General features: G+C 38.1%; 13 protein-coding genes. 5 read left to right on the forward strand and 8 right to left on the reverse strand.

Going from position 1 to position 15087, the window contains the following annotated elements; all coding sequences use genetic code 11:
* Positions 1 to 14 precede the first annotated feature (14 nt).
* The 8 genes from trhO to uxaC all read right to left on the reverse strand — a co-directional run bounded on the left by trhO (position 15) and on the right by uxaC (position 10232).
* On the reverse strand, positions 15 to 956 hold the full coding sequence (trhO, locus tag PHO43_RS07335; RefSeq protein WP_082057415.1) for an oxygen-dependent tRNA uridine(34) hydroxylase TrhO: 942 nt from the start codon (positions 954 to 956) through the stop codon (positions 15 to 17).
* A gap of 185 nt (positions 957 to 1141) precedes the next feature.
* The gene (locus PHO43_RS07340) at positions 1142 to 2500 is read right to left on the reverse strand and encodes a 3-keto-disaccharide hydrolase (RefSeq protein WP_288011766.1); all 1359 of its coding nucleotides are present in this window, start codon (positions 2498 to 2500) and stop codon (positions 1142 to 1144) included.
* A gap of 40 nt (positions 2501 to 2540) precedes the next feature.
* On the reverse strand, positions 2541 to 3962 hold the full coding sequence (locus tag PHO43_RS07345) for a Gfo/Idh/MocA family oxidoreductase (RefSeq protein WP_288011768.1): 1422 nt from the start codon (positions 3960 to 3962) through the stop codon (positions 2541 to 2543).
* An 89-nt stretch (positions 3963 to 4051) separates the two neighbouring features.
* Positions 4052 to 5335, reverse strand: a complete 1284-nt coding sequence (locus PHO43_RS07350) for a nickel-dependent putative hexonate epimerase (RefSeq protein WP_045090621.1) — start codon at positions 5333 to 5335, stop codon at positions 4052 to 4054.
* Between the two features lie 14 nt (positions 5336 to 5349).
* Positions 5350 to 6804 carry a decarboxylating NADP(+)-dependent phosphogluconate dehydrogenase gene (gnd, locus tag PHO43_RS07355; protein WP_045090620.1) on the reverse strand — a complete coding sequence of 485 codons (1455 nt, stop codon included), beginning with the start codon at positions 6802 to 6804 and terminating at the stop codon, positions 5350 to 5352.
* A 15-nt stretch (positions 6805 to 6819) separates the two neighbouring features.
* On the reverse strand, positions 6820 to 7899 hold the full coding sequence (locus tag PHO43_RS07360) for a sugar kinase (RefSeq protein ID WP_045090619.1): 1080 nt from the start codon (positions 7897 to 7899) through the stop codon (positions 6820 to 6822).
* A 16-nt stretch (positions 7900 to 7915) separates the two neighbouring features.
* A complete protein-coding gene (locus tag PHO43_RS07365) occupies positions 7916 to 8728 on the reverse strand; it encodes an SDR family oxidoreductase (protein WP_045090618.1) in 813 nt (270 codons plus the stop codon).
* Between the two features lie 94 nt (positions 8729 to 8822).
* Positions 8823 to 10232: a glucuronate isomerase gene (uxaC, locus tag PHO43_RS07370; protein WP_288011770.1), complete on the reverse strand. Its 1410-nt coding sequence runs from the start codon at positions 10230 to 10232 to the stop codon at positions 8823 to 8825.
* A gap of 263 nt (positions 10233 to 10495) precedes the next feature.
* Between uxaC and PHO43_RS07375 the strand changes: the two genes are divergently transcribed.
* The 5 genes from PHO43_RS07375 to PHO43_RS07395 form a co-directional block, all read left to right on the forward strand.
* Entirely contained in the window at positions 10496 to 11566 is a 1071-nt protein-coding gene (locus PHO43_RS07375; protein WP_053827001.1) for a substrate-binding domain-containing protein, read from the forward strand.
* Between the two features lie 285 nt (positions 11567 to 11851).
* The gene (gene kduI, locus PHO43_RS07380) at positions 11852 to 12694 is read left to right on the forward strand and encodes a 5-dehydro-4-deoxy-D-glucuronate isomerase (protein WP_045090615.1); all 843 of its coding nucleotides are present in this window, start codon (positions 11852 to 11854) and stop codon (positions 12692 to 12694) included.
* Positions 12695 to 12740: 46 nt separating this feature from the next.
* Complete coding sequence (locus tag PHO43_RS07385) at positions 12741 to 13532, forward strand: gluconate 5-dehydrogenase (RefSeq protein WP_045090614.1); 792 nt, start codon at positions 12741 to 12743, stop codon at positions 13530 to 13532.
* 21 nt (positions 13533 to 13553) lie between these two features.
* Entirely contained in the window at positions 13554 to 14702 is a 1149-nt protein-coding gene (locus tag PHO43_RS07390) for a BT3233 family polysaccharide utilization protein (RefSeq protein WP_082057414.1), read from the forward strand.
* 1 nt (position 14703) lies between these two features.
* On the forward strand, positions 14704 to 15087 hold a 384-nt coding region (locus PHO43_RS07395), incomplete at its 3' end, for a PfkB family carbohydrate kinase (RefSeq protein ID WP_288011773.1).

Here is a 15087-nt window from a genome sequence, read left to right on the forward strand (position 1 = left end):
TTAAATAGTAGTTTTTAAGGAACTAAATGCTGCACACAATCGTGTGAACAGCATCCTTTAAACTCTTCAGCACATCTTTCGCATTGAATAATGAGGTCATGACACTTCTGATTGGCACAATTTGTATGCCTGTCACTTGGTGCTCCACATTGATGACACTTAGAAATTACATCATCAGTAACCCTTTCTCCCAAACGTTCATCAAAGACGAAGTTTTTGCCTATAAATTTAAGGGGAAGATTCTCCTCACGAGCCTTCTTTACATACTCAATTATTCCGCCTTCTACATGATATACGTTTTTAAATCCGTTATGCAGCATGTATGCACTGGCTTTTTCGCACCTTATACCTCCTGTGCAATACATTATGATGTTTTTATCTTTGTGATTTTGCAACAACTCAACTGCCTTAGGCAATTGTTCACGGAATGTTCTTGAAGGTATCTCCACAGCATTGCTAAAGTGTCCAACCTCATATTCATAGCTGTTACGCATATCAACTACTATGGTATCATCCTGTTCACTTAATTTATTGAATTCCTTTGCTGTTAAATACTTTCCTGTTTTGGATGAATCAAAAGTCTGGTCCTCAATTCCATCTGCAACAATCTTATTACGCACTTTCATACGTAAAACCCAAAACGATTTCCCATCATTATCAAGGGCTTCATTAAGTCTTATCCCATTTAGCTCAGGATGACAATTATAAAGAATTTCTTTAAACCTGTCTTTTTTATTTTCAGGTACAGAAATCTGTCCGTTTATTCCTTCTGTTGCAATGTAAACTCGTCCAAAAACATCAATTTCGTAAAACTTAATGTAAAGTTCATCCCTGAATTGCTGAGGATCATCGAGATGAAAATATTTATAAAAAGAGATAGTTACTCTTGGCTCTTTCTCTTCCAACATACGTCTTTTTAGTTCTTTATTAGAGAACCGGTTATGTAGAACTTGCATAACTTATAGCTGTGATAATTAACTTATAGTACAAAAATAGACAGATATTATTATTTAATGCTTATTTTATTCTGTTTTATAAGTTGTAAGAGATTTATTTTATGATAGATAAGGAATATCGATATCTTTTCTGACGACTAAAAAAACAGGGAGATAATTAAATATCCCCCTGTCGATCTGCTATATTACTCAAGTACTTTAATCTTTATATTTTGAAACCATACCTCATCTCCATGATCCTGAAGAAGCAACAGACCTTCTTCAGCGTTGCCAAAATTAGGCCAATCCTTATATTTGCTTGTTTGTACGAGTGCATTCCACTCTTCAGTATTCCTCTCATACTCAACTATCTTTACACCATTTAGCCAGTGTTCAACATGGTTTCCCTGCACAACCACCATAGCTGTATTAAAAAATCCACTTCTAAACGGTTTATCTTCGGGAGCAGCAATAAGATCATAAAGTGAACCTAAAGTTCTGTTACCATTTATCCCTAATTTTGCATCTGGATGATTCCTGTCATCAAGTATTTGAAACTCACATCCAATAGCTGAACCTTCTCCCTTATTTAAATTTGTATCAACAAAATATTTTATTCCACTATTAGCACCTTCAGTGATTCTGAAATCAACTTTCAACATAAAGTTTTTATAAGGCTTTGTTGTTACTATATCACCCCCATTTGTTGACTCACCACCGTCTCCTTTAAGAACCTTAAGGATTCCATCTTCTATTACCCAGCCTTTCTCTGGGAACTCATCAAGTTTAGCTCCACGCCATCCGTTGGTTGTTTTACCATCCCAAAGCAGCTCCCAACCTTCTGATGCTTCAAGCTCAGAAATTGTATTGGCAATCTGATTAAGTTGCTTCACATTACTATTCACAGGCGTTTTATATTGCTCCAGATTGTCAGTGAGAATTCTAATATTTCTCCAGGATACAGTTTTGCCGGCCAACTCTTCATTATTGATAGAGTGCACCTGCAATGCAATAAACCCTTCTGTAGTTGTATTATCAAGCAAATTAGCGCATTCAACACCATTAACCCATGTACGTATTGAATTACCAATAGCTTCAATGCGGGCACTGTTCCACTCTCCTTTTTTAAATGCATTCTCACCTTCAGGATTGTAGTTCATAGGATAAATCCAACCACGCCGTGCCTCATCATAAACTCCACCTGTCCAGGAGCGATCTGATGGATCTATCTCAAACTGATATCCATGCACACGTCCATTATTGTATTCAGGTAAACTTAAGCTTCTGAACTGTACACCTGAATTTAAACCATCATCAACCTTGAAATCAAACTCAAGAATAAAATCACCGTAGGTCTCAGTTGTAGCTAAAAATGTGTTAGGTGTATTCATCTCGGAAACACCTACAATCATATCATCCTCAACCCTGTATTCTGCGGTACCATTCAATTTCACCCATCCATCAAGATTCTTACCATTAAAAAGATCTTTCCATTCCGGGCCTTGCTGCTTGCATGAAGCTAATATCATAAATACAGCAATTAACATTAAAATGTTTTTCTTCATTGTTTTATGTTTTTATTTATTTATCAGTTATTCATCATCATTATATTTTGTAGAAATCTTCCCAGCCTTTTCTGGGAGGCTCTCCTATAAGGAAAGCATCGGCAAAAGCATCATTTGTTACTCGCTTTGTATCCCTGTCGAAAACTATTTTTCTATTTAACCTCTGTGCTGCTACTCCAAGACAGAATACTTGACTTAGAGGGCCTGAGATCTCAAAAGGTGACCTGGTCTGTTCTTTTCCCTGACAGGCAAGAAGGAAGTTCGCAAAGTGATTAGAGGTGCTTTCCGGAACTTCTGGAAGACTCTTTTCCAACTCTTTAGCCTTTTCATCTGGTATAATAGTTAAGATGCTTCCATGTGATCCACCTTTGAATGTTAACTCTTTACTATATATCTCCTTTCCCGGATTTAATCTGGCAGGCTGTATCTTCCCTCCTGCTACTGCTGGAATATTTGGATCAAGTTCCATCTTTCCATAACCTTCAGGAACAGGAGGAATATTATCAACTCCGTCATACCATGTAATTACTACAGGAGGCATATCACCACGCTTAGGAAACTTAAACTCAATTGTACTTGACATCGGAAAAAAGAAATCATTATGTCCTGTAAGCTTCAAAGGAGTAATCTCTTCAGGCAAACCAAGATCAAGAAATCTGTGTGCAGTATCAATAATATGCGCACCCCAGTCGCCCAAAGCACCCATTCCAAAGTCATACCAGCAACGCCACTGACCATTATGAAAATCTTTATTGTAAGCATGATAGTCACGTGACATCAGCCATGTATCCCAGTCGAGAGTTTCAGGTATAGGCTCAGCTGCTGGGAAATGCTTTATATTTGTATCCCATCCATGCCAGCGTCTGGCATTATTCATATGAGCAGTAATTGCAGTAACATCCTTAATTATTCCAGCTTCAGTCCATGCTTTAAACTGGAAATAGTTGGCTTCAGAATGACCTTGGTTTCCCATTTGTGTGACAACTTTCGGATACTTCTTAGCAGCTTTAATTAATAATTCTGATTCATAAAAGGTTCTGCTTAGTGGTTTCTCAACATAAACATGCTTTCCATAGGTCATTGACATCATAACTGCGGGGAAATGAGCAAAATCAGGGGTTGCAATAGCTACTGCTTCAATCTCATTGCCCATTTTATCGAACATCTCCCTAAAATCCTTGAATCGTCTGGCGTGAGGAAACTTTGCAAGTGCTTTTTTTGTCTGTTCAGCACCCAAATCAACATCACACAGAGCCACCACATTTGCAAGACCTGTATTATCAAACTGTTCTATAATCTCCCAGCCTCTGTTTCCTATTCCTATATGTGCCAGATTAATCTTCTTATTGGCTCCCACTATTCTACTGTAGCTTGCTGCATTCATTTTGTTACTAACAGTTCCAATTGCCAGTCCGGCTGAAGCCAGAGCAGCACTTTTTATGAAATCTCTTCTTGTTGTCATGATATTTTTAAATTATTGTCTTTCGATTCTCTGGTATTTATATCCTACTCAATAGATTGGTAATCCCAATTTGTGTAAAATGCTTCTTGTTATTTAAACCGATCTTTATAGGCCCATAGACCTAAAGCCGGACTAGAAATATAATATATCTCTTCTCCTCCGGGAATTATATTAAATCCCTCTTTCAGAGATGGAAGATTATATTTTTTAATTGCTTCATCAATATCACCATATTCAAATCCCACACTTTCGATCTCCTCTTTTGTAAGATTCCATGACTCTTTACCCGGACAATATTTAATAGAGAATCTTCCTTCTGAAGATCCATGAATAAGATGCGCTGCAGCACTCAGATTCTCTCTTAATTCACTATTTTCTGATACTGCCTTTAGTGTGAATGGTGTCCCATGATAACCATATTTACGTATCAACCTGTCAATCTCCCTGTCTTCTCCAAACTCTTTCAATCCTGGTGCAATCACAATTAGTTCACCCCCATCAGCAATTGCCATTCTGGTACGATAAATTGATTTATTTCCAAGCCATGTACTCTTGAACTCTTCCGGGTCGAGCCAGACAACCACCTTATTCAGAGGCTTATCCACCATCACAAAATTGACTTCAAGTGACAGTTTGGCTGCTCTGTCAAACACTTCCGTATCATCACCTATAAAAAGACCAAAAGTTTGCTCAACACCTTTACTGTTTACTCCTACAACGGTAAGAACATATACTATTGGCAATTCAGCCAGATATTTCTCTGTAGCATAATTGAATACACGGCGAACAGGAGTATCTGAGCGCCCCATCATTCGCTCCATACCATAAACTGCACCTAAATAGTGACTTTTATTAATACCTTCACTTCCACCTGTTCCTACAAGAATATTCTTATTGTAATTGGCCATTCCCACAACTTCATGAGGTACAACCTGACCAATAGAAAGTATCAGGTCAAACCCTCCTTCTATAATAAGTTTGTTAACCTGAGCAGGCCATGAGAAGTCAGCCCTGCCTTCGGAAATCCATTTCACATACTCCGATGGCACCTCTCCAAGAGTCATAACATCATTTCGCCAGTCGTGATCTCTAAACAGGCTCCTTGGTATATCACCAAACATATGGGTTATCTGTCTGTCAGTCATTGGAGTGTGTGTCCCAAGTGCAGGAAGAATATCTGTCAGCCTCTCACCATAATACTCCCATGAAAATCTGGTCAGTTCTCCCGCTTTACTTGGCAGGCGAGTATAATCGGGCGGAACGGCAAGCACCTTATGCCGTTCACCCAATCTATCCAATGCCTTAGTCAGTCCTCTTCTAAGATCATCATTCGATAAACTTGTCTGAGTGGAGCCATATTCGAAATAAATCATCTTTTTTGATATGTTTATACATCATAAGTAGTGGAAGCAGTGCTGCCACCCCTGCCAGTCCAGTCGGTATGAAAGAATTTTCCACGCGGACTATCAAGTCTCTCATACTGATGAGCTCCGAAATAATCTCTTTGAGCCTGCAATAGGTTTGCAGGAAGGCGCTCACTTCTGAAACCATCATAATACCCTAAAGCGGAAGATAATGCAGGCACAGGAATTCCATTCAAGAGCGCTGTTGCACATACCCTGCGCCAGCTCTCTTCAGCTACCTGAACTGCATCCTTAAAGAATGGGTCGAGCAACAGATTCTCCAGCTTAGGATTATTGTCAAATGCATTTTTAATATCTCCAAGGAATCGGGAACGTATAATACATCCTCCTCGCCACATAAGTGCAATACCTCCATAATTGAGATTCCACTTATACTCTTTTGCAGCCTCCATCATCAAATCATAACCCTGTGCATATGAGATAATCTTAGATGCATAAATTGCTTGTTCAAGATCATTAATAAACTGCTCCTTATCCCCCTTGAAATCAGGACTTTTACCGGTTAATAGCTTAGATGCTTTTACCCTGAGATCTTTCTGTGCAGAAAGACATCTTGAAAAAACAGACTCTCCAATAAGAGTGAGAGGAATACCTAGTTCCAATGCAGTTACGGCAGTCCATTTTCCTGTACCTTTCTGACCGGCAGTATCAAGTATTTTCTCTACTAATGGAGAGCCATCTTCATCTTTATATGCCAATATATCAGTTGTTATCTCTATCAGATAAGAGTCCAGTACTCCCTGGTTCCATTTTTTGAAAACTTCGTGCTGCTCAAAAGCATCCATACCCAGCAGATCTTTCATAAGGTGATAAGCTTCATTGATAATCTGCATATCTCCATATTCGATTCCGTTATGCACCATCTTCACAAAATGCCCAGCTCCATTCTCTCCTACCCAGTCACAGCAAGGTACTCCATTATCAACCTTTGCGGCTACGGCCTGAAATATCTCTTTCACATGAGGCCATGCTTCAGGTGAGCCTCCAGGCATAAGAGAGGGTCCTTTTAATGCACCCTCTTCGCCTCCGGATACACCAGAACCTATATATAAAAGACCTTTACTTTCAACATACTCTGTTCTACGCATAGTGTCCGGAAAATGACTGTTTCCTCCATCTATTATAATATCACCCGGCTCCAACAAAGGAATAAGTTTTTCTATGAAATCGTCAACAGGTTTACCTGCTTTCACTAACAACATCACTTTTCTTGGTCTCTCTATTGAATCAACAAACTCTTCAAGTGTAGAGGCCCCAATAAATTTTTTACCTTTACCACGACCCTTAACGAATGCATCTACTTTATCTACAGTGCGGTTAAAAACAGAAACTGTATAACCTTTATCCTCCATATTAAGGACTAGATTTTCACCCATTACTGCTAAACCTATCAGTCCTATATCTGCTTTTTCTTTCATATTATTTTTTTTTATTTATCTCTTAACCCTTGCATTACCCTCCCAGATACTCCAAATTACATTTTCATCAGCCGGTTGAGCATAATCAGTCAGAAAAGTTGTAGCTAAGGCACCACTTGCCCAGGCAAATTGAATCCACTTTTCCGGATCCATACCTTTTAGTATACTATATAGTAACCCGCCTACAAATCCGTCACCTCCTCCAATTCTGTCAATCACATTAATTGTCCGTAGCGGAGCCTCGTGCCATCTTTCATTTTCATAAACAATTGCTCCCCACAGATGTTCATTGGCGCTAATCACTTCCCTTAGTGTATTAGCAAAGACCTTTACATTAGGAAAAGCTCTGTTTGCATTAAGAATCATACCTTTAAATGCACCAATTGCATCTTCAATATTTTCGCCACCCGCTGCCGGTCCCTGAACACCTAAACAGAGTTGATAATCCTCCTCATTTCCTATCAGGATATCAGAAAGAGAAGCAATCTCTGTGAAAGCTTTCCTGAGTTCATCCTCTCTACCTTCCCAAAAAGAGGCCCTGTAATTAAGATCAAATGATATAACTGTTCCATGTTTTTTCGCGAAACGAGCTATTTCAAGACAAAACTCACTTGTCTCGTGCGATAATGCAGCAATTAATCCGGAAAGATGCACAATCTGAACACCATCCTTCATAAATAACCGCTCAAGATCGAAATCCTTAACATTCAACACTCTTCCCACCTCACCTGCACGGTCGTTATGAACACGAGGACCTCTTAATCCAAATCCACTGTCTGCAATATTGAACTGATGACGATAACCCCATGGCCCACCCTGTGGAACTTCGGGACCTTCATACTCCATATTTCTTGCCCTCAGGTTAGCTTTAATAAATGAGGCTATCGGACTTCCCTTTACAAAGTTAGTCAACACCTTAACCGGCAATCCCAGATATGAGGAAATACTTGCAACATTTGTTTCAGCACTTGTTGCCTGCATCTGAAACATATTGGTGCTTTGTACAGGCTGACTGTTCACAGGTGTTATTCTCACCCCCATACTTGTGGGTACAACCAGTGAATATTTGAATTCTTTTCTTAATTTAAGAGACATAACAGTGATAATTTATTCAGATACTAAAAGAATCAAATCCTCCATCTACTATTGCTACCGTTCCTGTCACAAATCTGGAAGCATCACTTACAAGATAGTGAAGTGTTCCAAGGAGATCTTCGGGCAGACCAAATCTGCGGAATGGTGTATGAGCAATAATGGTATTTCCTCTATCGGAGTAAGATCCATCAGAATTGGTCAGAAGCGCTCTGTTTTGTTCTGTAATAAAGAATCCGGGACACAAGGCATTTACCCTAAAATCTTCACCAAATTTTATTGCAAGCTCTCCTGCTAAATATTTTGTAAAATTAGTAACAGCTGCTTTAGCAGCACCATAACCAGCTACACGAGTAAGAGGCCGCAATGCAGAAGCTGACGAGATATTTACTATATTTCCCTTTTTCTCCTTTACCATATGTTTTGCAAATACAAGAGTAGGGATTACAGTACCCATAAGGTTAAGATCCACAACCTTCCTGAAATCATCACTTTTCAGGTCAAATATTGTACTTCCCGGTCCAATTGTAGCTCCCGGCATATTACCTCCGGCACCATTAATCAATACATCAACCTTTCCATATCTGTTTACAATATCCTGTGCATTATGTTCAAGGATTTTCTCATCCGTCACATCAGTCTGAAGAAAAACAGCATCTCCTCCATCTGCTATAACTCTATGTATCAGCTTATCTCCTTTCTCTTTGTTTCTTGCCAAAACAGCTACTTTAGCCCCGTGAGCTGCGAGATACTCAACCATTGAAGCACCTAATACACCGGTACCTCCGGTAATAGCAATTATTCTATTTTTTATATTAAACAATTCGTACATAGATATATGTTTAAAAGTTTTTACTGCAAATTTATAGGATACTGTTTTGCTCAGATTCCACTATTTCGCAAAACAGTCCTCCAAAAGCGATAGATCAGAAATTGAAATATCTTTTAGCATTGTAATAACAGATCCCCTCAACCATCTTTCCAAGAAAATCCATCTCGGAAGAAGGCAGCAGTCCATTCTCCACATCTTTTCCTATAAGATTACATAAAATCCTGCGGAAATACTCATGACGTGGATAAGAAACAAAGCTTCGTGAATCTGTCAACATCCCTACAAAGCGACTTAACAGTCCTTGCGTAGAAAGAATATTCATCTGATCTTCCATTCCATCCTTTTGGTCAAGAAACCACCAGCCTGAGCCAAATTGAATTTTTCCAGGAACTGAGCCATCTTGAAAGTTTGCTATCATTGATGCAATCAGGTAGTTGTCTCTTGGGTTCAGATTATATATGATTGATTTGGCAAGACTGTTGACCCTCTCCAAAGAATTAAAAAAACGCGATAATGAAAGGGCTACATCACTAACATCATTTATTGAGTCGTAGCCGGAATCAGGCCCTAAAAGCTTAAACATCTTACTGTTGTTATTCCTGATAGCTCCATAATGAAACTGCTGCACCCACCCTTTAGAATTGTTCAGAAGTGCATTTTCATATAACATCTTTGATTTAAACTTCAGAACCTCCTCACCTGTAAGAATCTCTTTTGCACTGTAAATCTTATCAAATATCCTGTTTACTTCCTCTTCTGTGCATGGCTCAGAATAAAAATTATCAATACCATGGTCAGCTAACTTGCAACCGTTTAACTCAAAATAATCATGGCGATTTTTTAGTGCTGAGAGATAATCATTAAAACAATTTATTGTTATACCGGATACCTCACTTAATACTTCTATATATTTTCTAAAGACCTCACCATTTTCAACAGCCATGGATTTATCCGGACGCCAGGTAGGTAAAACCTTAATTTCAAAACCACTTTCCTTTATCTGCTTGTGATATTCAAGTGAATCCAGCGGGTCGTCAGTTGTACAAACTACCTCAACGGCAAACCTCTTCATAAGTCCACGTGCATAAAATTCGGGCCTCTTCAGCATCTCATTTGCTTTATCAAAAATTTCACGAGCCGATTCAGTGTTTAATAGTTTATCAATATTAAAAACACGTTTAAGTTCCAGGTGAGTCCAGTGATACATAGGATTCCTCATAGTATAAGGAATAGTCTCTGCCCATTTTTCAAATTTCTCCCAATCAGTTGCATCACCGGTAATATATTTTTCATCAACACCATTTGCCCTGAGCAATCTCCATTTATAATGATCACCCCCCAACCAAAGCTCTGTAATACTATTGAATTGATGATTCTCTGCAATCTCTTTAGGATTAAGATGACAGTGATAGTCGATTATACCCAGATTCTCAGCATGTTCATGATATAAATACTTGGCAGTATCTGTTTGGAGTAGAAAGTCTTCATGTATAAAATTTTTCATATGGTAAAAATTAAAATGGATACTGTGCTGATTATGTAACGAAAATCAATTAATGAGTAATAAACATACTTGAAAAGTAGTATGAAAAATATTTCAATATTTGTTTTATAAATGAAATATTAAAACTATTTTTGTGTACGTACACAAATGTACAAATAATTTGAATATTACAAAATCAAAAACTTAATTTTATACCCTTAATGTTCATTTTTATCAATTTTAAGTTAAACAGGTTATAATTTATTATATATCAGCACCTATTAATGGAAAAGAAAATCCGTATAAAAGATATTGCAAAGATGGCAGGTGTCTCAGCCGGAACGGTTGACAGGGTACTACATAATAGGGGGAACGTCTCGGACGATGCCCGCAAGGCAGTTGAAAAAGTTCTTGAGCAGGTTGACTATAAACCCAACATGCATGTATCTTCACTATCTCTTAAAAGAAAATACAGAATAGTTGTTACAACCCCCCAGTTCTCTGAAGGTGCATACTGGGAAAGTATACACAATGGCATACGTAACGCTCTTGAAGAGTATGAGAATATCAAGGTAGATCTCCATGTTTATACATACAATCAGTATGACATTTATTCTTGCAGGAATGTCTTCGAAAAGATTTCCAGTTTTGATATGGATGCATTAATAATTGGACCTACTTTTAAAGAAGAGACCATAGAGTTGTGTAATGAATTAGATGAGAGGAGCATACCTTATATTTTCGTTGACTCAACAATAGAAGAGACTTCACCACTGGCATTCTTTTCTGCAGATCATTATAAGGTGGGAAGACTCATAGCTCATCTTATTACATCAATTATACCAGAAGAGGCAAATATTGGACTTTTACAGGCTGTAAGAACCGGTGACTGCAGTGCTAATACCACCATCCTAAGAAAAAAAGGTTTTACTGATTATCTCTATGAAGGTAAAAAGAATAATCAGGTTATAACAATACCTTTTTCGGTTGCACAACCGGAAGAAAATGAAAAACATCTGTCAAGCTTCTTTAAAAATCATGAAAATGTAGGTGGTATCGTAGTTATGAACTCAAAAGGCAGCATTGTTTCTGAATATCTGGCAAATAATGGTATAGAGAATGTAAAGGTAATTTGCATGGATGTGACTATCCCAAATAGTGCTGCCCTTAAAAATGGAAAAATCGATTTCCTTATCGGTCAAGGCCCGGAATATCAGGGATTTTATGCAATGAAAACATTGCTTGAATATCTGATTTTCAGGAAAAGTGTTACTTTAGAAAATTATATGCAGCTTGATATCATTACTAAGGAAACCATAGAATATTATAAAAGATTCAACAATTTACTTCGCTGATTATTACTAACTAATATCTATCAGATTATACCCTAACCCCTGAATTGGTCTTTCCAGCTCCTTATTCATATAAGGAATCAAAGGAGCAGGTAAGGCTCATATAAGAGCAAAGTAAGAGGTAGGTACACTTATAATTGCAAATCTTCACTGTTTTTTAAAATTTTTCCTATTTAACTTGTCCGATTAAGAATAATTTGTATTTTTGTGTACGTACACATTTCTTGCTAAACTTTAGCATACAGTTACCGCATTTTAAGCTAATATTGAATCGATAACTTTTATCATATGAAAACAAATTATCAACTACGGTATGCAGCACATCCTTCAGATGCAAAATCTTATGATACTGAAAGATTAAGAAAAGAGTTTTTAATCGAAAACCTATTTAAAGCTGACGAAGTAAATATGGTATATTCAATGCATGACCGTCTTGTAGTAGGAGGAGCAATGCCAGTGAAAGAAAATCTGCAACTTGAATCGATAGATCCACTCAAGCAACCAATATTCCTGCGTAATCGTGAAATAGGCATCTTTAATGTTGGAGGAAAAGGAAAAATTAAAGTCGGTGACACATCTTATGAACTGGATTATAAAGAAGCACTTTATCTAGGAGCTGGTGACAGAGAAGTATATTTTGAGAGCATCGATCCTTCCACTCCTGCTAAGTACTACTTCAACTCAGCCACAGCTCATCGTAATTGGCCTGACAAAAAAGTCACCAGGGCAGATGCTGAAGTTGCAGAATTGGGGTCGCTTGAGACCGCTAATCATAGAATTATAAATAAGATGATAGTTAATCAGGTATTGCCAACATGCCAGCTTCAGATGGGGATGACTGAACTTGCACCCGGAAGTGTTTGGAATACTATGCCTGCTCATACACATTCGCGCAGAATGGAAGCCTACTTCTATTTTGAGGTACCTGAAGGTCAGGCTGTATGTCATTTCATGGGCGAGCCGCAGGAAACCAGGCATATCTGGATGAAAGGTGATCAGGCTGTTATTTCTCCTGAATGGTCTATTCACTCAGGGGCAGCAACATCTAACTATACATTTATCTGGGGTATGGCGGGAGAAAATCTGGACTATGGAGATCAGGATTTCTCAAAAATCACAGATCTTAAATAATCAATACTCATGAAGAGTATAACACAAACCAAGGAATAATATATTTATGGATATTTTTTCTTTAAAGAATAAAGTTGCCCTTGTCACTGGTGCTGCCCATGGGATTGGTTTTCAAATGGCGGTTGCACTTGCCAATGCAGGAGCAAAGATTGCATTCAACAGCTCAAATGAATCTTCTATGAAAAAGGGAATTGAGGAATATCACAAACTTGGAATAGATGCATTTGGATTTGTTTGTGATGTTAGAGATGAGTTTGCTGTTAATAATATGATTGATGTCATAATCAGAGAAATTGGCGAGATAGACATTTTAGTGAATAATGCCGGAATAATTAAACGCATACCTGCTGTAGATATGAAAGTGGAGGAGTTCAAAGAGGTAATTGATGTTGATCTTGTTGCCCCCTTTATCTTATCAAAAGCAGTTGCTCCTGCAATGATAAAACGTGGGGGAGGTAAAATAATTAATATTTGCTCATTAATGAGTGAACTGGGCAGAGAAACTGTATCTGCGTATGCAGCTGCAAAAGGAGGCTTGAAAATGCTCACAAGAACACTTGCAGCTGAATGGGGAAAATATAATATACAGGTAAATGGAATTGGTCCAGGCTACATTGCTACATCACAAACAGCACCACTTAGAGAAAAACAGGCAGATGGTAGTCCCCACCCTTTCGACTCATTTATAATCTCAAAAACACCTGCAGAGAGATGGGGTATACCTGAAGATCTTTCAGGTCCGGCAATTTTTCTGGCTTCCAGGGCATCTGACTTTGTTAATGGCCACATATTATATGTCGATGGCGGTATTCTAGCTTATATAGGAAGACAACCTTAATGTTCCATAAACTTATAAAATATGAGAACAGTATTACTTATAATCTTAATAGCAATTATCTCAGGTTGCACAACGGGACATAATAAGATTGATGTTGTAATTAAAAATCCGAGTCCATTTGACAGAGATAATGAGATTACAGAGATCGAATGGAATAGGGTTCAGGAAATACTATCCATAAAAGAGGGAGAGAGAGTAATTGTTACAGACATAAACAAAAAACAGGTAATATATCAGCTGATTATAAATGGCAGAAGTAATATTGAGTCGATTATTTTTCCTGTATCCGTAAAAGCAGAAGGGGAATCGGTTTATACTATTTCCAAGGGTCAGCCGGAACAGTTTGAGCCACTTGTATATGGCAGATTAGTACCGGAGAGAAAAGATGATTTTGCATGGGAGAATAACCGTACTGCATTCAGGATATACGGTCCGGCACTCAAGTCTACAGGCGAAATTAGCAATGGAATGGATTTCTGGGCAAAAAAGACTGAAGAACTGATAATTGATAAGTGGTATAAGAATGATTTGTCAAATATAGCTTCATATCATACTGATAATGGAGAAGGACTGGACTTCTATAAGGTGGGCAGGACGCTGGGTCTTGGAATGACTGCTCCATTTTTTAATGATACTCTCTGTTTAGGTGATAATTTTATTAATTATGAAATACTGGATAATGGACCATTAAGGATCACTTTCAGATTGACATACGAACCCTATTTTGCAGGAAACAATGAGATAGTGGAGACCCGTGTAATTTCTCTGGATGCTTACTCTTATTTTAACAGAGTAACCAATATTTTCTATACCAACAGGGAAATTATAGATCTGGCAACCGGAATAGTTATTCCTGAGGAGAACCCTGAAATGGTTGAATCAGATGCAATTTATGGAGACAATAAAGGTATTATTGCTTATGAAACTCCCTCAGATTCAATAAACGGAACAATTTACACCGCTGCTATCAATCCTGAAAGGTTTGATGTTATTAAAGTCTCAAATGGCCACTACCTGGGTATAAATAGTTATAAGCCTGGAGATGAATACAGTTATTATGCCGGAGGAGGGTGGAGTAAAGCAGGATTCAATAGCTTTGAAAAATGGAAGGAGTTTCTGAAAAGACAGAAAGAGATAATCGATAACCCTCTCATAACACAGATCAAGTAATATGCAGAAAGTAGTTACATTTGGTGAAATAATGTTACGACTAGCCACCCCGGGATATAAGAGATTCATTCAGTCTGAAAGTCTCATTTCAACCTTTGGAGGAGGAGAGGCTAATGTAGCAGTATCACTCGCAAACTATGGTATTCCTGTTGAATTTGTTACCCGTCTGCCCGAGAATGATATTGCCAATTGGTGCATTTCTGACCTTAGAAAATATGGAGTGGGAACCAGGCACATACTTAGAGGAGGTGAAAGAGTGGGGCCTATGCCATGGACCAAAATAATGGCAACAGGTGGAGTGGAACCAACTAAAGAGAGCATTACAGCATGGTTCAAAGCAGGTGTCACCTGTGTTGGAATCGGGTCTAAGCTTTTCCCAAAAGAG

It is taken from the genome of Lascolabacillus sp. (assembly GCF_028696275.1).
In the GTDB taxonomy this organism is placed as follows: domain Bacteria; phylum Bacteroidota; class Bacteroidia; order Bacteroidales; family Dysgonomonadaceae; genus Proteiniphilum; species Proteiniphilum massiliensis.

Excerpts from the sequence above, each read along its gene's own strand:
- trhO (WP_082057415.1), bottom strand. The coding sequence starts at position 956 with ATGCAAGTTCTACATAACCGGTTCTCTAATAAAGAACTAAAAAGACGT.
- PHO43_RS07340 (WP_288011766.1), bottom strand. The coding sequence starts at position 2,500 with ATGAAGAAAAACATTTTAATGTTAATTGCTGTATTTATGATATTAGCT.
- PHO43_RS07345 (WP_288011768.1), bottom strand. The coding sequence starts at position 3,962 with ATGACAACAAGAAGAGATTTCATAAAAAGTGCTGCTCTGGCTTCAGCC.
- PHO43_RS07350 (WP_045090621.1), bottom strand. The coding sequence starts at position 5,335 with ATGATTTATTTCGAATATGGCTCCACTCAGACAAGTTTATCGAATGAT.
- gnd (WP_045090620.1), bottom strand. The coding sequence starts at position 6,804 with ATGAAAGAAAAAGCAGATATAGGACTGATAGGTTTAGCAGTAATGGGT.
- PHO43_RS07360 (WP_045090619.1), bottom strand. The coding sequence starts at position 7,899 with ATGTCTCTTAAATTAAGAAAAGAATTCAAATATTCACTGGTTGTACCC.
- PHO43_RS07365 (WP_045090618.1), bottom strand. The coding sequence starts at position 8,728 with ATGTACGAATTGTTTAATATAAAAAATAGAATAATTGCTATTACCGGA.
- uxaC (WP_288011770.1), bottom strand. The coding sequence starts at position 10,232 with ATGAAAAATTTTATACATGAAGACTTTCTACTCCAAACAGATACTGCC.
- PHO43_RS07375 (WP_053827001.1), top strand. The coding sequence starts at position 10,496 with ATGGAAAAGAAAATCCGTATAAAAGATATTGCAAAGATGGCAGGTGTC.
- kduI (WP_045090615.1), top strand. The coding sequence starts at position 11,852 with ATGAAAACAAATTATCAACTACGGTATGCAGCACATCCTTCAGATGCA.
- PHO43_RS07385 (WP_045090614.1), top strand. The coding sequence starts at position 12,741 with ATGGATATTTTTTCTTTAAAGAATAAAGTTGCCCTTGTCACTGGTGCT.
- PHO43_RS07390 (WP_082057414.1), top strand. The coding sequence starts at position 13,554 with ATGAGAACAGTATTACTTATAATCTTAATAGCAATTATCTCAGGTTGC.